Raw genomic sequence first — 18,970 nt, 5'->3', positions numbered from 1 at the left:
TCTCAAAATGAGGATTGTTCCAATAGAGGTGTCCCTCGAGCCTGTCGAGGAACATGTGGATAGGATTTACTCTACATCAACGTCTAAGGTGGGTGAGAGAAAAGGTTCCTCCGGGTCGTTGGAGGAACCTTTTTAGTCGTTCAAACGTTGCTTTAGGCGTGCTAAAAGATGAGGGGAGTCGAGGTCGCTATATTGAATCCCTTCCGCATAACGTTCGATGCCATCTACCGTGATTTGCAGCGTGATGGCATGGAAGGGAACACTGTTCTCGTCAGCGACACGTTTCACGTCACGCAGTAAACGCATCACTTCTTCAAAGGTATAGGATTGATCTTCCGCATGGAGGAAGAGGAGACCGTAGCGCGCCCCATAAAACTCGACGTCGACGGGTTGATCGATTTGCAAGTCATTCGTATCAACCCCTAGTTCCACATCGTCGCTCCATGTTGAACGAGGGAGCTCAGCCATGAAATCGATGCGGTCTGAAAAGCTTGGTGCGATGAACTGTTGAACAGCAGCGTTATAAGCGTCACTGATGCGTTGGTGTGTGTGTTCCTTTGACACGACATCTTCTTCATAGCTGTCATCGACGACTTTTCCGCTTCGGGTGATTCGTATCACGAACTCGGTATCGGTGCTTGTACGAGAAGTCATCGTCACATAATATTTTGGGTCGTATAGCGATAAGTACATGACGTCCGCTACGTGAAGCGACAAGTCCGGATACGTGACGTGAACATACTCCTCTGCTGCTTCGATTGCGCGTTGCTCCGCTTTGTCGCTCCCGTCAAAGACATACCAGCACCACCATCCGAAGCAGAAGACCCCGAGCATACCTAAACCGGTCAAGATGTTGTGGATGGGTCGTTTGAACATGATTTTCTCCTCGTTTCCAATAAATGGTCTATTTTCAGTATAGTCAATCGTTTCAACTTTCACCTCGGTCTACAGCATGATATGAGTGGACATCCCATCGTTATCCGTCGCTGTTCCATCAACGAACATGACATGTAGATGTGATGGTAATATGCTAGCGTCAATAGAAAAAGGACTGATCTTATGGGCCAACTCATCGTGTCACCAAATGGAACTCCTGCCATCCGCTTCGGCGTCTGCCAGCGCTGTCTAAGTGCGGACACGCGTTCATTCACATGCCACCACGGTGCGTGCCGCTATTGCCGGAATTGCCTCCATCTCGGTCGTGTCTGTCAATGTGACCGTCTTCAGGAAGAAGATGTCACGACACCGGTCGAATCGACGGAACTCGTTATGCCGTTCGAACTGTCGGCCGATCAAAGACGTGTGAGCCGGCAACTGCTCGATTGGTGGGAAGCACGGACGAGCGGACTCGTTTACGCCGTCTGCGGTGCCGGGAAGACAGAGATGACGTTCCCGGTCATCGCGCGCGTCGTCAATGAAGGGAAGCGTGTCCTCATCGTCTCGCCGCGCCGTGACGTCGCCATCGAATGGACTGACCGGCTCGAGGCCGCCTTCTCTATCCCGGTCACCCGGCGCTACGGGGGCGGGGACAAAGACACGATCGGGATGATCACCGTCGCGACGGCCCCGCTCCTCATGAATTTACGACATGTGTTCGATTACGTCCTCGTCGATGAGTCTGACGCGTTCCCGTTCGCCTTCGACCTCGTGCTCTGGTGGACGCTCCGCCGGGCCGGCAAAGGCCTATTCTTGTTCGTGACGGCGACGCCGACCGTCTGGCAACGCCGGTTCCCGACCGTTCATCTGTCCCGGCGCTATCACGGCCACGATTTACCAGTGCCGCGACTCGTGCGTGAGACGGGGCAAGCCATCCTGGACTTCTGTCGGCAATACGAGGGGTCCCCACGTTTGCTGTTCGTGCCGACGAAACCGGACCTCGTCCGCTACGGAGAACTGCTTGAAACGAACGGTCTCACCTTTAAGGCCGTCTCGGCAGATACCAATGAGCGGACGGACACGCTCGAATGGCTGGCGCAGACAGATGGGATCGTGCTCGCGACGTCGATTTGGGAACGAGGCATGACGGTGACCGGGGTGCACGTCGCCGTCCTTGACAGCAGCCATGCCTTGTTCTCGTCCCGCGCCCTCATTCAGATGGCCGGACGGGCTGGACGCAAACCGGTCGCGCCGACCGGGGACGTCGTCTTCTTCTATCAAGAGCGCACGTTCCGACAAGACCAGGCCATTCGGGCAATCCAGGAGGCGAACCGACGATGAACTGTCTCGTCTGCCGAAAACCGTTCATCATTCCCTGGAGCCCGGCGACACTCCTGAAACGAGACTGGGTTTGCCCGGACTGTGAAGGGAGGTTGACGCCGCTCGTCGCGGGTTGCCCGCGTTGCGGTCATCCGACCGAGGACGAAGCGACATGCGACGATTGCGTCCGTTGGCTTGCCCTCGGTCTCGATTTGACCGTCCACTCGCTATATGCATATGACGAGGCGGGTGCGAACTGGCTCCATCGCTACAAGTTCGGCGGTGACGTCGTCCTGGCCAACCAGATGCGCTCGGTACTCCGACAGTTACGAGAACCAGGTGTCGTCTACGTGCCGATCCCTCTCAGCGAGGAGCGGTTGCGGACGCGGCGTTTCAATCAGTCCGAGGTGCTCGCCCGGATGATCGGGCCGACGAAACAAGTGCTCGTGAAAGCCGAGGTTTCAAGTCAGCGTGAATTTGGGAAAGAAGAAAGGCGGCACCGTACGAATCCGTTCGCTGTACAGCAGTTGCCACGCTATGGCAAAATGGTCCTCGTCGACGATGTCTATACGACCGGGACGACGTTACATCAAGCAGCACTCATCTTGCGCCGGGCCGGGGTGGAACAAGTTTCTGCCGTTTGCCTGTTCCGGACGCTAAACAAATCAAAAATGCGTCCGATATAAAGGGCAGAGGTGAATGACTGTGGAAGCAACAACTTGTCAAACGTGCGGTCGGCTGTTCATGAAACAAAGCCGCTCGCCTTACTGCCCATCCTGTGCGGAAGTCGATTTCCAAAACTTTTTGAAAGTCCGGGACTTCATCCGCGAACCCACTAACAAACAGACGACCATCGGGGCTCTCGTCGAAGCGACGAACGTCTCCGAACTTGATATCACGCGATACATCCATGAAGGACGCCTGATCATCAAGGACAACCCGTCACTGAACATCGCCTGCATCCGTTGCGGCAATCCGACGAACCAAGGAAAGGTATGCGCGGGTTGTCAGACCGACATGCAGCAAGAACTGAAAGGGCTACAAGCCACCGCCACGAAACAAAGCGTTCGCGCTTATCGTTTGGACTAACAACTGAGAAGAGGGGGGACACGTATGCGCATCGATTCTGCAAAGTGGGTACACTTACCGAACACTTATGAGAAGAAAACGCAACCTGAGACGAAGCCCGAGCTGACACGCCAAACGGACCAACTATCGATATCGGCCGAAGCCCGCGCCCGGTTTGAAGAACCGGTGAAACACCCGGAGCGCCTGGAGAAAATCAATGCCTTGAAGGCGGAGATTAACGCCGGGACGTATACACGGGACGCGCGCGAGATCGCCAAACGCTTTCTACAAGGATGAATGAAAGCGAGGTCCGAGGGAGACCTTCGCATAAATATGATGGCACGGAAGCTGACTAAACAAGGGACACCCTTTCTTTAGTCGGCTCTTTTTTTGGACAAAGGAGAGACTTATGCTCACATTACATACACGCTTGCTCGAACTCGCTTACGAAAAAGAACGATTGCTCGTCAACGGCGACATGCCCGCTTTCAGCGCGCTCGTCAAGGAAGAGGCGACGCTCCTCCGACAAATCAAACAAAAAGAAGCGGAACGACTTCAAGGAACGTATCATTTGGACGATGAAGAGAAAGAAGCGTTACGACCGGTCGTCTTCGAGCTGAAACGGCAGAACGAATTGAACGCCGTCTTGCTCGAACAGTCGCTCCGGTATATCGAATGGCATTTGGACATGCTTTTGCCAGAGGCAGATGATTTCACATACGGTCAACAGGCGCTCGAGACGCGCTCGTTCAGCCGGGATGTATAAGGAGGAAGTTTGATGGGCTCAACATTTATGGGATTAGAGACGGCGCGCCGTAGTTTGACGACGCACCAATGGGCGCTCCAGGCGACGGGGAATAACGTTGCCAACGCCTCGAACCCGGGCTACTCGCGTCAACGCTTGTCGCTCGGCATGACCGAACAACTCAGCGTCAACTTCGGGGGAACGAAGGCCGGGCAGTTCGGGACAGGTGTCCGCGGCGAGACGCTCGCGCGGATCCGCGATTTGATGATTGACCAACAATACCGCGACGAGTCGGTGAAGAACGCCTACTATGCGACGAAAGAGGCGGCGTTCGGCCGGATGGAGGACATCGTCAACGAACCGTCCGAGACGGGCCTCGCGAAGTCGCTCGACTTGTTCTGGGCCTCGCTCCAAGACTTGTCGGTCAACCCGGATGACGCCGGCGCTCGAAGCGTCGTGCGCCAACGGGCGATGACGCTCGCGGAGACGTTCAACTACATGTCGTCCTCGCTCCAAAAAGTACAGGCTGACCTAGCCTCAGAAGGTGACGTCGTCGTCAAGAAAGTGAACGACTTGATGACAAAAATCAGTCAAGTCAACCGCCAAATCGGCGACGCAGAGCCGCTCGGCGTGCTTCCGAACGAACTGTATGACGAGCGCGACCGCTATATGGACGAACTCGCCCAATACATGGACTTCACACGCGTCCCGGTCGACTATACGAACGGCGAGTCACGCGGGAACTCACAAAAAGTTGCCGAAGGCCGCATCGACATTATTGTCTCCATCAATGGCGTCGACCATAAGCTCGTCGACGGAATCAATGGCACGGTCGGTTCGTTCGACGGTCTCGACATGACTGACGCGAGCGGGGCGGACGTGGCACTCACGCACGCAACGATGCCGAACGGAAAATGGAAAGCGCTCGTCGAAATGTACGGCACGGACACGGCGGAAACAGGCAGCGTGAACGGTGTGTACGCGACGATGTTGAAAGATTTGGACGAGATGGCCGGCAAGTTCGCTTCAGCGTTCAACACGGCCCACAGCAACAATATGGACGCCAAAGGCAACGCCGGGACAGCGAACTTCTTCGAAGGGACGGCTAGCGCCTCGACAATCAAAGTGAGCGACGCCGTCATGAACAACCTCGACTTGATTGCCGCGTCACAAGACGGCAATATCGGGGATGGCAGCGGGGCACTCGCTTTGGCGAACTTGAAGTCGGCCACGCTCAGCTTTGACGGGTCGGTCCAGACAGACACGTCGGTCGGTAAATACTATCAGAACGTCATCGGGAACATGGCCGTCGCCGCCGATCAAAGCGGACGTCTCGCCAAGAGCACGTTCGCGCTCATGGCGAGCTCGGACCAGCGCCGCCAAGCGGTGAGCGCCGTGTCACTCGACGAAGAGATGACAATGATGATTCAATATCAACACGCCTATAACGCGGCGGCCCGCAACATCACGGCCGTCGATGAGATGCTCGACAAAATCATCAACGGCATGGGTGTCGTAGGGAGGTAATGCTTGATGCGAGTCACACAGACGATGCTCACACAGACAAACTTGAAACACTTATCGAGCAGTTATAACAAGCTCGCCCAAGTGCAAGAACAACTCATCAGCGGGAAGCGGATCCAGAAGGCATCACAGGACCCGGTCGTCGCCATGCAGGGCATGCGCTATCGGACCGAGGTGCGCGAGGTCGACCAGTTCCGCCGCAACGTCAGCGAGGCGACAAGCTGGATGGACTTGACCGACTCGACCTTGAACGAAGTGACAGAAGCTGTCAAACGGATTCGCGAACTGACGACGCAGGCAGCGAACGACACGTACGAGTCATCGCAACGTCAAATCATCCAAAGTGAGGTCAATCAGTTGATTGAACACATTGGCTCGCTCGCAAACGCGAAGTCGGGCGAGAAATATATTTACAACGGCACGAAGACGGATCAGCCACTCGTCGATATGGACGCCTTGAAGGCGTTCCTTGCCGACCCGAACGGGGACGTCAACAGCATTTACCCGGACGGGGCACCGGCAGCAAGCGGGAAAGTCGCCTTTGAAGTATCGAAAGGCATCACCGTCCAAGTGAACATGCAACCGGAGACGGTGTTCGGGAGCGACGTGTTCGCCGGACTCCACGACCTCGTCTCGAAACTGGCCGACCCGAACACGACCGGGGAAGTACTCTCGAACGAGCTCGCTGACCTCGACGTCATCGCCCAAAGCTTGATCACGGAGCGGGCCGAGCTCGGGGCCCGTGCCAACCGATTAGAACTCGTCGACAACCGCCTGCAAGAACATGAGATTATCGCCAAGACGATCATGTCCGATAACGAAGACATCGACATCGAAAAAGTCATCATGGAGCTCAAGTCTCACGAGACGGTGCACCGGGCCGCATTATCGGCCGGCGCCCGTATCATCCAGCCGACGCTCCTCGACTTCCTCCGGTAAGCGATGAATATCGCCCGGCTTGAGATGCGGCAGACACAGGCCGCGATCCAAATCTCGTCGAATCGACCTCACCTCGAGATGAGGCAAGGTCGGGCCGACGTGTCGATGACGCAAGGCAAGGTCGAGATGATCCAACAGACGACAGGCGGCACGCTCGAGGTCGACTCGTCGGTCGCACGCAGTGAAAGTAACTTGAAGGCAGCGCTCGAGCTCGGTCGTCATTTCGGGCAACTCGGAGAACAGGCGGCGCGAGAAGCGACGTCCGGCACAGCCCGCGATGGGGATCGGCTCATGCGTATCGAGAACGGCAACCCGATCGCCGCGATGGCCGCCGAGAAGACGAGCTCTCCGTATCCGGTCGTCGACATGGATTTCATGCCGAAGTCGCTCGACCGCGTGAAGTTGACGTATACGCCGGCGGATGTCAAAATCGAGTGGAACCTGACGCCGGCACAGATTGATGTATCACTCACCCCGACCGATATCTCGTTCACGCCATGGACGACGGACATCTCGCTCCGTCAACAGGCGTCGCTCGAGATGTGGCCGGTCGGTGGCATGTATGATGAGACGCGTTGAAAGTGAGGACAACCCATGTTCATTGAGACAGACTATTTTGGCAAAATTGAAGTAAATGAAGAAGAAACGATTTCATTCGTCAGCGAGATTCCCGGTTTCCCGGACTCGAAGACGTTCGCCCTCATCCCTTATGGCGCCGAGCTGCCGTTCTGGTCGCTCCAGTCGCTCGAGGACCCGGTTTGCGCTTTCGTCGTGACGAACCCGTTCTGGCATAAGCCGGACTATGCGTTCGAATTGACCGACGGCGCGAAAGAGCAACTGGGCATCGATGAGGCCGAGCACGTCTCGGTATATGCCATCGTGACGCTCCGCGAACCGTTCGACGCTTCGACGCTCAACTTGAAGGCGCCGATCGTCATCGAGACGAAAGAACGCCGTGGGAAGCAAGTCATCTTGGACGACGTCTACCCGGCCCGGTTCCCGCTCGGCGGCCAGAAAGAAGAGGTGCGCTGATGCTCGTATTGAAACGAAAACAAGGTGAGGCAATTCATATCGGAGACGATGTGACGCTCACTGTGCTCGCCATCGAAGGTGACCAGGTCAAGCTTGGCATCGATGCCCCGCGCCATATCGATATCCATCGTCATGAGGTGTACGTTCAGATGCAGGCCGAGAACGAATCGGCCCGGGACAGTGCCAACTTGATGAAACAGATGATGCAAAACAAGTCGGAGGCGTGAGCTTCCGGCTTTTTAGCTGTCCTAAAAATTGGGAAGGGTGACATACATCACTTTTTTACGATAGGATAGGGTGGGAAGAAATGACGGGAGAGGATGAGGTGACATGGGGCAAGTCGTCAATATCTTTTTTATTAATATCAGCATCATCTATTTACTCGTATCGCTCACGTTCTATTTGATGCGGAATCTCTTACCGATTCAACCGGCTTCGCCACTCGCCGTACGTGTCTGGTTCGGAATCTCAAACGGAATCATTGCCATCCTACTCACGATCAATTCATTTATGGTCGAAGCGGCTCGAATTGATTTACGGGTCATTCCGCTCGCCCTCGCGGCCGCCTATGCCGGTCCGGTTGGAGTCGCTGTTACGATTGTGCTGATGCTGGGCGGTCGCTTCATTCTCGATGGGATGACAGGCCAAGTTATCAGCTCGTTCGGTACGCTGGCTCTGTTCCCCATCTTAGCACTCGTGCTGAGTCGGCTATCGCTTCGGCGAGGTCATTTGTACACGGTCTATCTCGTCTTCGGGACGGTTCTCGTCCTGTTCCGTATTGCTGGGAACGTACCGATGCATGCGTTCATGACGGTGTTCTTGCCGTATTTTGTGCTCACGTTCCTCGGCGGTTGGGTGTGCTATTGGGTCGCGAAACAGATTGAGACGCATCTTCGGATGTTCCGGCTCCATACGCAACGGGCAACGATTGATGAACTGACGGGACTCCCGAACCGCTATATGACGCTCGAACGGTTGAACGAGGTCGAGATGTCGGGTCTCCCTTGGGCGCTGTTCGTCATCGACGTCGATCGATTCAAACAGTTGAATGATACATATGGACATCGGGCCGGTGATGCGGCGCTTCATCACATCGGTCAAACGTTACGGACGAACTGTCCGGTTGGGGGATTCGTCGGACGTTACGGCGGAGAGGAGTTTTTGATGGTGCTCGAGGACGTCGGAGACGTGAGGACGATTGCCGATGGAGTCGTCGCCGTCGTCCGAGACACCCCGTTCTCGTTTGAAGGGACAGAAATCCCGATGACGGTGTCACTCGGGGCCTCGCTCGCCGGGGCCGAACCGGGCACGCTCGTGTTCGAACGAGCCGACGCTGCTCTTTATCAGGCTAAGACGAGCGGGCGTGACCAAGCAAAAATCGGGTAAACAAAAAATCGGTCCTATGGGGCCGATTTTTTTAGTGGATATTTTTCTTTTTGAACTGACCGCCTCGGACGTCATGGATATTGCCGATGGCGAGGAACGCCTTCTCGTCATAGTCGTCGAGGATGTCTTTCAGTTTGGTCTCTTCTAATCGACTGATGACGGTAAAGACGACTTTCTTGCCATCGCCCGAGTAGGCACCTTCGCCGTGTAGATACGTCACGCCGCGGCCGAGCCGGTCCATGATGGCTTGGCCGACGTCGTCCGGTGCTGACGTAATAATCCACGCCGCCTTCGACTGGTCGAGCCCCTCGAGGACGATATCGATCGTCTTGAACGCGACAAAGTAGGTGATGAGCGAATACATGGCCCGGTCCCAGCTGAAGACGAAACCCGCCGTCCCAAGGATGAAGATGTTGAAGAACATGACGATCTCGCCGACGGAGAACGGCAACCGGTCCGTGAACGACACGGCTAAAATCTCGGTCCCATCGAGCGACCCGCCGGCCCGGATGACAAGCCCGATCCCGGCGCCGAGCAGGAAACCGCCGAAAACGGTCGAGAGAAGCAAGTCGTCGGTGAACGGTTCAATCGTGTGGAGCAAGATTGTGAAGCCGGACATGAGCATGATGGCAATCAAGGTGACGACGGCGAACGTCTTTCCAATCTGGCGATAGCCGAAGTAGATGAATGGCAAGTTGAACAGGACGAGCCAAATGGCAAGTTTCGTCTCCGTCAAATACGACGTGATAATCGAGACACCGACGATGCCGCCGTCGATGATTTGGTTCGGGACGAGGAATGCCTCGAGCCCGATGGCAAAGATGAACGAGCCAATCAAGAGGAGCAGCCCCTTGGCGAGGAGTTCGGTCGGTTTGATCGGATTATGTTCACGTTTCAAGCGGAGCACTTCCTCCGGTGTCGGAGAAGGCATCGGTGGACGCTGCATCGGGGGTCACTCCCTTTTTTCTTTTTAGTATAGCAAACCTCACACAGGATGAAGCAGAAGCGGCAGACAATCTGACACAAGTTTTTATCAATATCGTATATGCTATTTTACTATTATTTTATGCTAGACTAGGAAAGTTGATTTAAAAAGGAGGACGTTACTTATGAAACGTGACAATCGAGCCTGGCTCATGGGCTTTCAAATCATCATGAACATCATCGGCGGGATGATTGCGGCGTATGGCCTCGAGTCGGTACTGATCCCGAACAGCGTATCGGACGGGGGCATTACCGGAATCAGTATCGTCGTCTCCCAACTGACCGGTGTCCCGCTCGGCGTATTCCTCGGCATCCTGAACATCCCATTCGTCTATCTCGGCTATAAACAGATTGGGAAGAGCTTCGCCATCCTATCGGTCACAGGCATCGCCTCGCTCTCGGTCGGGACCGTGATCATGCACCACGTCCCGACGATCATCGATGGAGACACGCTCCTCGTCACCGTCGTCGGCGGGATCATTCTCGGACTCGGAATGGGGCTGTCGCTCCGGAACGGGGGCGCGCTCGACGGCATCGACATGCTGGCCGTGCTGTTATCACGGAAGTTGCCGTTCGGGACGAGCGACTTGATTCTGTTCTTGAACGCGTTCGTCTTCATCGTCGTCTCGACGGTATTCGGCCTGCAAGGGGCGGTCCTGTCCGCCATCGCCTACTTCATCGCCTCGAAAGTCATCCATATCGTCGAGGAAGGCTTGAGCGGCGCGAAGACGTTCAAAATCATCACGGGTGCGCCCGATGTCATGGTCGAGACGATTCGCGACCGGCTTGGCCGGAGCGCGACGCTGAACCAGATTCAAGGAGCGTACTCGAAAGAGTGCTATTTCGAAATCACGTGCGTCATCAACCGGCTCGAGGAACGGAAGATGAAAGAAATCATCAACCAAGTCGACCCTGAGGCGTTCGTCGTCGTGTACGAGGTGTCGGAGGTCAAAGGTGGGAATTTCCGCAAACGCGATATCCATTGAGACAAATCAAGCAGCCGGCGCTGCTTGATTTTTTTTTGAGGCAGGGAAACACGTCACGGATAGGGAACACATGGGGATTCGGAAAGGAGAGAATTCATGCGTCCACTTTTATTAGGTGTACTCGCCGCCTTATTTTTCGCGAGCACGTTCGTGTTGAACGAATCGATGCATGTCGGTGGGGGCAGTTGGGCGTATAGCGCCTCGCTCCGTTTTCTGTTCATGATCCCGCTCCTCGCTTTCGTCGTCTATGTCCGGGGCGGGATGACTCGGGTACGCCGAGCGCTCGTCGAACAGCCGGGGCCGTGGCTCGTCTGGGGCACGGTCGGCTTCGGTTTGTTTTATGTCCCGATTTGTCTCGCCGCCGAGGTCGCCCCGCCTTGGCTCATTGCTGGTACCTGGCAAGTGACGATTATCGCCGGGGCGCTGTTATCACCGCTCTTTCGACGGGGTGACGGCACGCGGGAACAGATTCCATGGACAGCACTACGTTTTTCTGGAATTATCTTGTTCGGCGTCGTCTTGATGCAAGTCGAGTTCCTCGCCGCCTTCGAGCCGCGCTTCTTATGGGTCGGGGTGGTGCCGGTCTTGATCGCCGCCTTCGCCTATCCGCTCGGCAACCGGAAGATGATGGCTCACACCGACCTCGACGTGTTCGAACGGATCCTTGGCATGTGTATCGGCTCCCTCCCGGTCTGGCTCTTGTTGTTCGGTTATGGGTTGATGACGGGCGCGCCGTCTGGCTCGCAACTGACGCAGACGCTCCTCGTCGCACTCTTGTCCGGTGTTGTCGCGACGGTGCTCTTCTTCAAGGCGACCGATCTCGTCAAACACGATATGGGGAAATTGGCGACGGTGGAGGCAACGCAGGCGCTCGAGGTGTTGTTCGCGCTCATCGGCGAGTTGATTTTCCTTCAGGCGCATCTGCCGTCCGGACTGTCGCTCGTCGGCATCTCGCTCGTCATGGTCGGGGTCGTGCTGCATAGTCGCAGCCAGTTCAATGGAAAGGAAAGTGTCGTTCTGGCGGCGAATCGTTATGACAAGGAGGGATGAACATGTCTTATGGATTGATGGGAAAGCTGACGGCTGTCCCCGGTGAGCGCGAGATGCTTCTTGCCATCTTGCTCGAGGCGGCTGCGGCGATGGAACAAGAGCCGACGTGCGAGACATATCGGGTGAACGTCTCGCTCGACGACGAGTCGATTGTCGTGTATGAAGTGTGGGAGAGTGTCGAGGCGCATCACCAGTCGCTGTCGCTTGAGACGACGCAGACGTTGATTGGGCGGGCGAAGCCGATTTTGGCCAACATTGAACGCTTGGCCGTGTTCGAGCCGAGGAGCAAAAACTAAAAAAAATCCACGTCCGAGGACGTGGATGAAGGGTCAAGCTTTCGTCAAGCTACCTTTGACCTTCTCATAAAACTCGTCCATCATGCCGGTACGGCTACCGAGCTGGCAGATGAGTTCAAGTGTCTCTTTATAGAACTTTTTGACGAGTCCTTTGTTTTTGATCCCGTCCATCGACGCGAGCGTCTTGTCGAGGTTTTGCAGAATCTCTTCGATCTGGTCGTCCGAGTCCGGTTTTACGACCGTCATGTTGTCCGGGATTTTGACGACTTTGTCTTGTTCCTGGTGACGGAACGACGCGCCGAAGCCGAGGTTCTCGATGAACAAGTGCGGCATCACTTTCTGACCGAAGAACTGTTTATGCCAGTCCGTCGCTTTCATCGTGTCCATGTCCTGCTTGAACGTGGACGCCGTCGAGACGTACTTTTTGAACAAGTCGGTCATGAACTTCTCGATGACCGGGATTTGAAGGGCGAAGACGTTCTTTAAGAGCGCGTCGAGCTGTGCGCGTGACAATTGTTGTTCGTTTGACATGTCGGTTCCTCTTTTCTATAATACGATACTTTTATCGTATGGGATTGCGGAACGTGCGTCAACGCATCGCTAAACATTTTTTCAGAATATTTAATGATTTACGGACATTTTATGCGATAATCGTCTCATGGCTAGACTAGAGAGGAGTGAATCCATATGAACAAAACAATGAAATGGGCCGTCGCACTCGGTGTGACGGGCGCTCTTGTCGCGACGGTCGGTGTCGTCTCGTCCCGGGGACGGACTGACGATACGACGCAGACGATCCGCGACCGTGAACTCGGTTACGAAATCATCCTCCCGTCGAAGATCGTCGAGGCAATCGAGCGCGGGGACGTCTATATCGAGAAGGCGCAGGACGTCGTCGATGTCGGCGACAAGAACAGCTACGGCACGTTCGACCTCTACTATAACGTCGAGGACGGCGACGACCAGTTGTTGTTCCATTTGGACTTGATTGACCGTGAACTATCGGAAAAGGCGTTCGCAGAGGAAGTCGGCTATGGCAACTACCTTGGCGCGAGCGACAAGACGTTCTTCTGGGTCGAACCGACCGAGGCCGTCCCGGGTGCCGAGGCACACACGGACGAGATCGCGGAGCTGCTCGAGACGCTCCCGGAGCTCGAGTTCCGGACGTTGTAAGTCCGCCCGCTACGGCGGGCTTTTTCGATTGTGCTACAATATGATGTGAGGTGATTTCATGAATTGGACAGTAGAAGAAGTGAAACAGGCAGACCAAGTCGCAGCGCTCGAGGCGGTGGTCAATGACTTTGACAAGATTGACGTGAAACTCGGACACGTGTCAATCGGTCAGAACGACTACGCCGTCTATGACAACGATACACTCGTCGGCTATATGGTGCTTTTCCCATACCTCCCGAACGAGTATGAGGTGAACGCGCTCGTCCATCCGGACTATCGGAAACAAGGCGTCTTCACGACTCTCTTTAAGGCGGCGAAAAGTGACGCGAAGGAGAACGGCTGCGAGGCGTTCACGTTCGTCATCGACCGCAAGTCGAAGGACGGCAAGGCGGTCATCGACCACATCGGTGCGGCGTATCAGTTCTCGGAATACAATTTGGTGCTCAAAAAAGCCGAGTTGTTCTTGAAGCCGGACGAGGTGTCGCTCCGCGAGGCGACCGATGCCGATCGTCCGCTCATCATCGAGACGTTATCTGAAGCGTTCGGGGACCCGCTCGACGTGACGGAGAACATCTACCAGCAGATCGACACGCCGGACCGTGTGACGTATATCGGTGAAGTCGATGGCCGTTCCGTCGGCGTCATCCGCGCGCTCCTGTCAGGCGAAGATGCCGGCAGCATCCACGCGTTCGGTGTCAAGGCGGACGAGCAAGGCAAGGGCTACGGTACGAAGATGTTGAAGCAGATGGTCCAACAACTGTTCCGCATGGGCCGGACGAAACTCGAGCTCGACGTCGAGACGGAGAACAAGGCCGCGCTCGAGATTTACAAGCGGGCCGGGTTCGCTGAAAACGGCGGCTATGAGTTTTATTTGTTAGAACTGTGAGGTGAAACAGATGGTTCGGAATTTGAAATGGATGGGTGCCGCTTTTGAGGCGCTCCTCGGCATCCCGGCACTCGGTGGGCTGTTCATCATCAGTATGGGCTACACGCCGCTCGGGTTTATGCTCGTGTTCCACATCATGGTGCTCGTCTTGTCGATCACGCGGCTGAAGCGGATTTCGGTCGGACCGATCGTCGGCATCACGGCGTCGGTGCTCGGGTTCATCCCGTTCCTCGGCATGATGTTGCACTGGGCGGCCGCGCTCGCGCTCGCAATCGACGCGCTCATGACACCGCGCGAACAGGTGCACATGACAAAAGAAGACGATCGATTTTGATATGAACGCTCTCGGAGACGAGGGCGTTTTTTCATTGACCAAAACTTCAACTGAAAACGCTATACAAAAGCTGGCAATCGGACGATATAGAAGGTGATGAATTACACAGAGGAGGAACTCATAGTGAAGCTATTCAAAAACTTTACGACCCAACTGCTCGCTTGGATTTTGGTCACATCCTTTATTACGGGCGGAGCGGTCGGCTTGATCACGCTCTTGCTGCTCACGGAGCTCGAGATGGCGAAAGGTCAGGTCATGCTCGTCGGGACGGCTGTGGCGTTGCTCATCTCAGGTTTAGGTGGCGCTGTCATCTACTTGATCGCCCGTCGCCCGCTCAAGGCGATCGAATCGGCGTCAGATAAGGCGGTCGAAGTCGGGAACGGTGATTTGACGGTCGTGTTCGCGAGCGAGACGACGACAGACCGTTCAGAGATGGGACGTCTGCTTCTGTCGATGGACAACATGGTCGGACATCTGCGGGAACAAGGGACGAACATGCGCTATACGGCGGACCAGCTCACCGGTTCGGCGCAAGAGATCGCGGCAGCGGTTCAAGAAGGGAATATCGCCGGTGAGAACATTCGCCAAGCGATGGACGCCTTGAACAAGATGCTCGAGGATAACGTCAACGCAACATACAGCTCGATGGATTTGCTCGGTGCCGTCGCTCGGACGATGGAGAACATTCGTCAAGAGATGGGCTCGGCGCTCGAATCAGCGAGTGAGATGCAACAAGAGGCAGAGAGCGGCAAAGGCCTCGCCTCGTCGTCGGTCGATGCGATGCATGCGATCGCCGGCAAGGTCGAGCAGTCGTCGACGCTCAACAGCAAGTTGACAGAAATGACAGGCGAAATCTCGCGCATCACGGACGTCATCAGTGATATCTCGGCGCAGACGAACTTGCTTGCCTTGAACGCATCGATTGAAGCAGCTCGGGCCGGTGAACATGGACGTGGATTCGCGGTCGTCGCGGCCGAGGTCAAGAAGCTCGCCGAACAGACGGCGAACTCGACGCAAGAGATCACGGATTTGATTGTCGACGTCAAACGTCTCGTCGGCGACACGTCGTCATCGATGGCGAACGTGAAAGCGGAAGTGGAGACGGGCGTCGGTCTCGTCGAGAAGGCGGGCGGCGCGTTCGCGTCGATTCACAACTCGGCGAACGAAGTGTACAGCCACGTCCATTCGGTCGATGCGCTCTTGGATGAGTCACGTGGCCAAATCGACTCTGTCGTCACGAACTCGGCTGGAATCGTCGGTATGGTCGAAGAGGCGTCACGCTACGCGACGGAAGTCACGTCAGCCGCGAGCCAACAAGCTGCGAGTCTCGGTGAAGTGAACGGTGCGATGACAGAGCTCGTCCGTGTCGCCGAGAGTTTGCAGAATGAGACGGAACAAGTGAAGGTGGAAGTGTAAGGAGGAGCGGCCCAGTGATGGGTCGTTTTTCTATTCAAATTGAAGAGAAGTAGTCAGAATGTGTAACTTTTTTGGATAATGACTAAACAGATACCTGTAGATTCCGATATAGAGTATGGAAACGATAAAACGTTCCAACATTTGCAAGGCAAGGGCCGGCCTAAGCCTTGTATGCTCGGACAAATGGATTTGGAAGAGCGGAAAAAACTCAAACCTATGGAGGGAACTTAACATGATTATCAATCACAACCTTAACTCGATGAACGCACACCGCAACATGTCATTCAACACAGCACAAACTGGCAAAGCGATGGAGAAATTGTCTTCAGGTCTTCGCATCAACCGTGCTGGTGACGATGCAGCAGGTCTCGCAATTTCTGAAAAAATGCGCGGGCAAATTCGTGGTCTTGATATGTCTTCGAAAAATGCACAAGATGGCATTTCATTAATTCAAACTGCTGAAGGCGCATTGAACGAGACACATTCAATCCTTCAACGTATGCGTGAACTTTCAGTTCAATCTGCTAGCGATACAAACACAAATACTGATCGTACTGAAATGCAAAAAGAAGTTGGACAATTAATTCTAGAAATTGATCGAATTGCAACAGATACAGAATTTAACACTAAGAAATTATTGAACGGAACGTTCAACGGAAATTTCCATATTGGGGCAAACCAAGACCAGAACTTGAACTTAACTGTGGCTAACATGGGTTCTGTAGGTCTCGCAGTTGGTGCTGTTACTATTGCAACTCAAGCAGGAGCAAACACAGCAATCACTACAATCAATACAGCGATTGAAACTGTCTCGGGAGAACGTTCGAAATTGGGTGCCACACAAAACCGTCTCGAGCACACGATCAACAACTTGAGCACGTCAGCCGAGAACCTCCAGGCTGCCGAGTCACGCATCCGTGACGTCGACATGGCGAAAGAGATGATGAACTTCACGAAGAACAACATCTTGAACCAAGCGGCACAGGCGATGATGGCCCAATCGAACCAACAGCCACAGGCTGTGCTCCAACTTCTTCGTTAAGCAGTAAGCCAATAAACTAAGATGGCCAAAAGGACTTGGCCAAATCATACCTATGGAGGGAACTTAACATGATTATCAACCACAACCTTAACTCGATGAACGCGCACCGCAACATGTCGTTCAACACGGCACAGACGGGCAAAGCGATGGAGAAATTGTCTTCAGGTCTTCGCATCAACCGTGCCGGCGACGACGCGGCCGGCCTCGCCATCTCTGAGAAGATGCGCGGCCAAATCCGTGGTCTCGACATGGGAGCGAAGAACGCGCAGGACGGCATCTCGTTGATCCAGACGGCAGAGGGCGCCTTGAACGAGACGCACTCGATCCTTCAACGCATGCGTGAACTTTCAGTTCAAGGTTCGAATGATACGAACACGTTAACTGATCGTAAAGAGCTTCAAAAAGAGTTCAACCAACTCATTGAAGAAATTGATCGTATTTCAACGGACACAGAGTTCAACACAAAGAAACTTTTAAATGGTGAAGCGGACGCAGCTTCAGGTGTTGCAGGAGCAGCTGATTTGAACTTCCATATTGGAGCAAATGCAGGGCAAACATTGGTTCTAAGCATCTCTCAAATGGACAGTACTACTTTGGGCACTGGCGCCGGTGACAAATTAACTGATTTAGCAGTTGCCAATGTTGATGATGTAGGTACTACGACTGGTGGATTACTGGATGGTTCAAATGCTGCAATCACAGTTGTAAATGATGCTATTGAAATGGTATCAGCTGAACGTTCGAAACTAGGGGCGAACCAAAACCGTCTCGAGCACACGATCAACAACTTGAGCACGTCAGCCGAGAACCTTCAGGCTGCCGAGTCACGCATCCGTGACGTCGACATGGCGAAAGAGATGATGAACTTCACGAAGAACAACATCTTGAACCAAGCGGCACAGGCGATGATGGCCCAATCGAACCAACAGCCACAGGCTGTGCTCCAACTTCTTCGTTAAGCAGTAAGCCAATAAACTAAGATGGCCAAAAGGACTTGGCCAAATCATACCTATGGAGGGAACTTAACATGATTATCAACCACAACCTTAACTCGATGAACGCGCACCGCAACATGTCGTTCAACACGGCACAGACGGGCAAAGCGATGGAGAAATTGTCTTCAGGTCTTCGCATCAACCGTGCCGGCGACGACGCGGCCGGCCTCGCCATCTCTGAGAAGATGCGCGGCCAAATCCGTGGTCTCGACATGGCCTCTAAAAATGCACAAGATGGCATTTCAATGATTCAAACGGCAGAAGGCGCCTTGAACGAGACGCACTCAATCCTCCAACGCATGCGTGAGCTTGCGGTTCAATCTTCGAATGACACGAACACGACGACAGATCGTGGCGAAATTCAAAAAGAAGTTACACAGCTCGCAAAAGAAATTACACGTATTTCTGCAAATACAGAATTTAACACTCAGAAATTGCTTGATGGATCAGATGCAGACGGTAAAGTGTTCCACATTGGAGCAAATGCTAGCCAAAGCCTGACACTAACAATTGGTGCAATGGATGCTACTACTTTAGCGGTAGCTACTGGTGCTACTGAAGCCACGACTGTTGGGATTGACGTTTCTACACAAGCATTAGCAAACACAGCAATTGGTACAATCAATACAGCAATCGAAACTGTCTCGGGAGAACGTTCGAAATTGGGTGCCACACAAAACCGTCTCGAGCACACGATCAACAACTTGAGCACGTCAGCCGAGAACCTCCAGGCTGCCGAGTCACGCATCCGTGACGTCGACATGGCGAAAGAGATGATGAACTTCACGAAGAACAACATCTTGAACCAAGCGGCACAGGCGATGATGGCCCAATCGAACCAACAGCCACAGGCTGTGCTCCAACTTCTTCGTTAAGCAGTAAGCCAATAAACTAAGATGGCCAAAAGGACTTGGCCAA

Annotated in this window: 24 protein-coding genes; 21 read left to right on the top strand and 3 right to left on the bottom strand. The window is 54.4% G+C overall.

The features are described 5' to 3' along the window. Nucleotides 1–132 precede the first annotated feature (132 nt). On the bottom strand, nucleotides 133–876 hold the full coding sequence (locus EVJ34_RS07345; RefSeq protein ID WP_131485111.1) for a hypothetical protein: 744 nt from the start codon (nucleotides 874–876) through the stop codon (nucleotides 133–135). Between the two features lie 183 nt (nucleotides 877–1,059). Here EVJ34_RS07345 and EVJ34_RS07340 point away from each other — a divergent pair, with 183 nt between their 5' ends. The 11 genes from EVJ34_RS07340 to EVJ34_RS07290 all read left to right on the top strand — a co-directional run bounded on the left by EVJ34_RS07340 (nucleotide 1,060) and on the right by EVJ34_RS07290 (nucleotide 8,890). Next, a complete protein-coding gene (locus tag EVJ34_RS07340; protein WP_131485110.1) occupies nucleotides 1,060–2,217 on the top strand; it encodes a helicase-related protein in 1,158 nt (385 codons plus the stop codon). Further along, nucleotides 2,214–2,882, top strand: a complete 669-nt coding sequence (locus EVJ34_RS07335; protein WP_131485109.1) for a ComFC family protein — start codon at nucleotides 2,214–2,216, stop codon at nucleotides 2,880–2,882. The genes EVJ34_RS07340 and EVJ34_RS07335 overlap by 4 nt, the downstream gene beginning before the upstream one ends. A gap of 19 nt (nucleotides 2,883–2,901) precedes the next feature. Then, nucleotides 2,902–3,285, top strand: a complete 384-nt coding sequence (locus EVJ34_RS07330) for a flagellar protein (RefSeq protein ID WP_236636663.1) — start codon at nucleotides 2,902–2,904, stop codon at nucleotides 3,283–3,285. Between the two features lie 24 nt (nucleotides 3,286–3,309). Further along, nucleotides 3,310–3,561, top strand: coding sequence for a flagellar biosynthesis anti-sigma factor FlgM (locus EVJ34_RS07325; RefSeq protein ID WP_131435359.1), 252 nt, complete (start codon nucleotides 3,310–3,312; stop codon nucleotides 3,559–3,561). 112 nt (nucleotides 3,562–3,673) lie between these two features. Further along, nucleotides 3,674–4,030 carry a flagellar export chaperone FlgN gene (gene flgN / locus EVJ34_RS07320; RefSeq protein ID WP_131435357.1) on the top strand — a complete coding sequence of 119 codons (357 nt, stop codon included), beginning with the start codon at nucleotides 3,674–3,676 and terminating at the stop codon, nucleotides 4,028–4,030. Nucleotides 4,031–4,042: 12 nt separating this feature from the next. After that, a complete protein-coding gene (flgK, locus tag EVJ34_RS07315; protein WP_131485108.1) occupies nucleotides 4,043–5,536 on the top strand; it encodes a flagellar hook-associated protein FlgK in 1,494 nt (497 codons plus the stop codon). A 6-nt stretch (nucleotides 5,537–5,542) separates the two neighbouring features. After that, nucleotides 5,543–6,472: a flagellar hook-associated protein FlgL gene (gene flgL, locus EVJ34_RS07310; RefSeq protein WP_131485107.1), complete on the top strand. Its 930-nt coding sequence runs from the start codon at nucleotides 5,543–5,545 to the stop codon at nucleotides 6,470–6,472. A 3-nt stretch (nucleotides 6,473–6,475) separates the two neighbouring features. Next, nucleotides 6,476–7,051: a DUF6470 family protein gene (locus EVJ34_RS07305; protein WP_131485106.1), complete on the top strand. Its 576-nt coding sequence runs from the start codon at nucleotides 6,476–6,478 to the stop codon at nucleotides 7,049–7,051. A gap of 15 nt (nucleotides 7,052–7,066) precedes the next feature. Continuing rightward, nucleotides 7,067–7,504, top strand: a complete 438-nt coding sequence (gene fliW / locus EVJ34_RS07300; protein ID WP_131485105.1) for a flagellar assembly protein FliW — start codon at nucleotides 7,067–7,069, stop codon at nucleotides 7,502–7,504. Beyond that, nucleotides 7,504–7,731 carry a carbon storage regulator CsrA gene (gene csrA / locus EVJ34_RS07295; RefSeq protein WP_021066562.1) on the top strand — a complete coding sequence of 76 codons (228 nt, stop codon included), beginning with the start codon at nucleotides 7,504–7,506 and terminating at the stop codon, nucleotides 7,729–7,731. The genes fliW and csrA overlap by 1 nt, the downstream gene beginning before the upstream one ends. Nucleotides 7,732–7,834: 103 nt before the next feature. Continuing rightward, on the top strand, nucleotides 7,835–8,890 hold the full coding sequence (locus EVJ34_RS07290; RefSeq protein WP_131485104.1) for a GGDEF domain-containing protein: 1,056 nt from the start codon (nucleotides 7,835–7,837) through the stop codon (nucleotides 8,888–8,890). Between the two features lie 31 nt (nucleotides 8,891–8,921). Here EVJ34_RS07290 and EVJ34_RS07285 read toward each other — a convergent pair whose 3' ends face one another. Then, the gene (locus EVJ34_RS07285) at nucleotides 8,922–9,836 is read right to left on the bottom strand and encodes a YitT family protein (RefSeq protein WP_201739667.1); all 915 of its coding nucleotides are present in this window, start codon (nucleotides 9,834–9,836) and stop codon (nucleotides 8,922–8,924) included. A gap of 163 nt (nucleotides 9,837–9,999) precedes the next feature. Here EVJ34_RS07285 and EVJ34_RS07280 point away from each other — a divergent pair, with 163 nt between their 5' ends. The 3 genes from EVJ34_RS07280 to EVJ34_RS07270 all read left to right on the top strand — a co-directional run bounded on the left by EVJ34_RS07280 (nucleotide 10,000) and on the right by EVJ34_RS07270 (nucleotide 12,206). Beyond that, nucleotides 10,000–10,860, top strand: coding sequence for a YitT family protein (locus EVJ34_RS07280; protein WP_131435345.1), 861 nt, complete (start codon nucleotides 10,000–10,002; stop codon nucleotides 10,858–10,860). A gap of 96 nt (nucleotides 10,861–10,956) precedes the next feature. Next, nucleotides 10,957–11,910, top strand: a complete 954-nt coding sequence (locus EVJ34_RS07275; RefSeq protein WP_131485103.1) for a DMT family transporter — start codon at nucleotides 10,957–10,959, stop codon at nucleotides 11,908–11,910. Between the two features lie 2 nt (nucleotides 11,911–11,912). Beyond that, entirely contained in the window at nucleotides 11,913–12,206 is a 294-nt protein-coding gene (locus tag EVJ34_RS07270) for a putative quinol monooxygenase (RefSeq protein ID WP_131485102.1), read from the top strand. 33 nt (nucleotides 12,207–12,239) lie between these two features. On the opposite strand, the gene EVJ34_RS07265 is transcribed toward EVJ34_RS07270, so the two are convergent. Continuing rightward, entirely contained in the window at nucleotides 12,240–12,737 is a 498-nt protein-coding gene (locus tag EVJ34_RS07265; protein ID WP_131435339.1) for a hypothetical protein, read from the bottom strand. Between the two features lie 156 nt (nucleotides 12,738–12,893). Between EVJ34_RS07265 and EVJ34_RS07260 the strand changes: the two genes are divergently transcribed. The 7 genes from EVJ34_RS07260 to hag (EVJ34_RS07230) all read left to right on the top strand — a co-directional run bounded on the left by EVJ34_RS07260 (nucleotide 12,894) and on the right by hag (EVJ34_RS07230) (nucleotide 18,927). Continuing rightward, nucleotides 12,894–13,379: a hypothetical protein gene (locus tag EVJ34_RS07260; RefSeq protein WP_131485101.1), complete on the top strand. Its 486-nt coding sequence runs from the start codon at nucleotides 12,894–12,896 to the stop codon at nucleotides 13,377–13,379. 58 nt (nucleotides 13,380–13,437) lie between these two features. After that, nucleotides 13,438–14,265: a GNAT family N-acetyltransferase gene (locus EVJ34_RS07255; RefSeq protein ID WP_131485100.1), complete on the top strand. Its 828-nt coding sequence runs from the start codon at nucleotides 13,438–13,440 to the stop codon at nucleotides 14,263–14,265. Between the two features lie 10 nt (nucleotides 14,266–14,275). Further along, nucleotides 14,276–14,599, top strand: coding sequence for a hypothetical protein (locus EVJ34_RS07250; protein WP_201739929.1), 324 nt, complete (start codon nucleotides 14,276–14,278; stop codon nucleotides 14,597–14,599). Nucleotides 14,600–14,722: 123 nt separating this feature from the next. Continuing rightward, entirely contained in the window at nucleotides 14,723–16,015 is a 1,293-nt protein-coding gene (locus EVJ34_RS07245; protein ID WP_131485098.1) for a methyl-accepting chemotaxis protein, read from the top strand. A gap of 232 nt (nucleotides 16,016–16,247) precedes the next feature. Then, complete coding sequence (locus tag EVJ34_RS07240; RefSeq protein ID WP_131485097.1) at nucleotides 16,248–17,057, top strand: flagellin N-terminal helical domain-containing protein; 810 nt, start codon at nucleotides 16,248–16,250, stop codon at nucleotides 17,055–17,057. Nucleotides 17,058–17,125: 68 nt separating this feature from the next. Beyond that, nucleotides 17,126–18,016 (top strand): flagellin Hag, encoded by an 891-nt coding sequence (gene hag / locus EVJ34_RS07235; protein WP_131485096.1) that lies wholly within the window; start codon nucleotides 17,126–17,128, stop codon nucleotides 18,014–18,016. A gap of 68 nt (nucleotides 18,017–18,084) precedes the next feature. Further along, complete coding sequence (gene hag, locus EVJ34_RS07230; protein WP_131438732.1) at nucleotides 18,085–18,927, top strand: flagellin Hag; 843 nt, start codon at nucleotides 18,085–18,087, stop codon at nucleotides 18,925–18,927. Nucleotides 18,928–18,970 lie beyond the last annotated feature (43 nt).

Origin of the sequence: Exiguobacterium sp. SL-9, from assembly GCF_004336985.1 — a bacterium.
GTDB lineage: Bacteria > Bacillota > Bacilli > Exiguobacteriales > Exiguobacteriaceae > Exiguobacterium.
The sequence above is the reverse complement of the archived record's forward strand: the minus strand, read 5'-3'. Positions and strand labels throughout refer to the sequence as shown.

Excerpts from the sequence above, each read along its gene's own strand:
- hag (WP_131438732.1), top strand. The coding sequence starts at position 18,085 with ATGATTATCAACCACAACCTTAACTCGATGAACGCGCACCGCAACATG.
- flgK (WP_131485108.1), top strand. The coding sequence starts at position 4,043 with ATGGGCTCAACATTTATGGGATTAGAGACGGCGCGCCGTAGTTTGACG.
- EVJ34_RS07260 (WP_131485101.1), top strand. The coding sequence starts at position 12,894 with ATGAACAAAACAATGAAATGGGCCGTCGCACTCGGTGTGACGGGCGCT.
- fliW (WP_131485105.1), top strand. The coding sequence starts at position 7,067 with ATGTTCATTGAGACAGACTATTTTGGCAAAATTGAAGTAAATGAAGAA.
- EVJ34_RS07280 (WP_131435345.1), top strand. The coding sequence starts at position 10,000 with ATGAAACGTGACAATCGAGCCTGGCTCATGGGCTTTCAAATCATCATG.
- EVJ34_RS07240 (WP_131485097.1), top strand. The coding sequence starts at position 16,248 with ATGATTATCAATCACAACCTTAACTCGATGAACGCACACCGCAACATG.
- EVJ34_RS07305 (WP_131485106.1), top strand. The coding sequence starts at position 6,476 with ATGAATATCGCCCGGCTTGAGATGCGGCAGACACAGGCCGCGATCCAA.
- flgL (WP_131485107.1), top strand. The coding sequence starts at position 5,543 with ATGCGAGTCACACAGACGATGCTCACACAGACAAACTTGAAACACTTA.
- EVJ34_RS07275 (WP_131485103.1), top strand. The coding sequence starts at position 10,957 with ATGCGTCCACTTTTATTAGGTGTACTCGCCGCCTTATTTTTCGCGAGC.
- EVJ34_RS07290 (WP_131485104.1), top strand. The coding sequence starts at position 7,835 with ATGGGGCAAGTCGTCAATATCTTTTTTATTAATATCAGCATCATCTAT.
- csrA (WP_021066562.1), top strand. The coding sequence starts at position 7,504 with ATGCTCGTATTGAAACGAAAACAAGGTGAGGCAATTCATATCGGAGAC.
- EVJ34_RS07255 (WP_131485100.1), top strand. The coding sequence starts at position 13,438 with ATGAATTGGACAGTAGAAGAAGTGAAACAGGCAGACCAAGTCGCAGCG.
- flgN (WP_131435357.1), top strand. The coding sequence starts at position 3,674 with ATGCTCACATTACATACACGCTTGCTCGAACTCGCTTACGAAAAAGAA.
- EVJ34_RS07345 (WP_131485111.1), bottom strand. The coding sequence starts at position 876 with ATGTTCAAACGACCCATCCACAACATCTTGACCGGTTTAGGTATGCTC.
- EVJ34_RS07335 (WP_131485109.1), top strand. The coding sequence starts at position 2,214 with ATGAACTGTCTCGTCTGCCGAAAACCGTTCATCATTCCCTGGAGCCCG.
- EVJ34_RS07270 (WP_131485102.1), top strand. The coding sequence starts at position 11,913 with ATGTCTTATGGATTGATGGGAAAGCTGACGGCTGTCCCCGGTGAGCGC.
- hag (WP_131485096.1), top strand. The coding sequence starts at position 17,126 with ATGATTATCAACCACAACCTTAACTCGATGAACGCGCACCGCAACATG.
- EVJ34_RS07250 (WP_201739929.1), top strand. The coding sequence starts at position 14,276 with ATGGTTCGGAATTTGAAATGGATGGGTGCCGCTTTTGAGGCGCTCCTC.
- EVJ34_RS07285 (WP_201739667.1), bottom strand. The coding sequence starts at position 9,836 with ATGCAGCGTCCACCGATGCCTTCTCCGACACCGGAGGAAGTGCTCCGC.
- EVJ34_RS07265 (WP_131435339.1), bottom strand. The coding sequence starts at position 12,737 with ATGTCAAACGAACAACAATTGTCACGCGCACAGCTCGACGCGCTCTTA.
- EVJ34_RS07325 (WP_131435359.1), top strand. The coding sequence starts at position 3,310 with ATGCGCATCGATTCTGCAAAGTGGGTACACTTACCGAACACTTATGAG.
- EVJ34_RS07340 (WP_131485110.1), top strand. The coding sequence starts at position 1,060 with ATGGGCCAACTCATCGTGTCACCAAATGGAACTCCTGCCATCCGCTTC.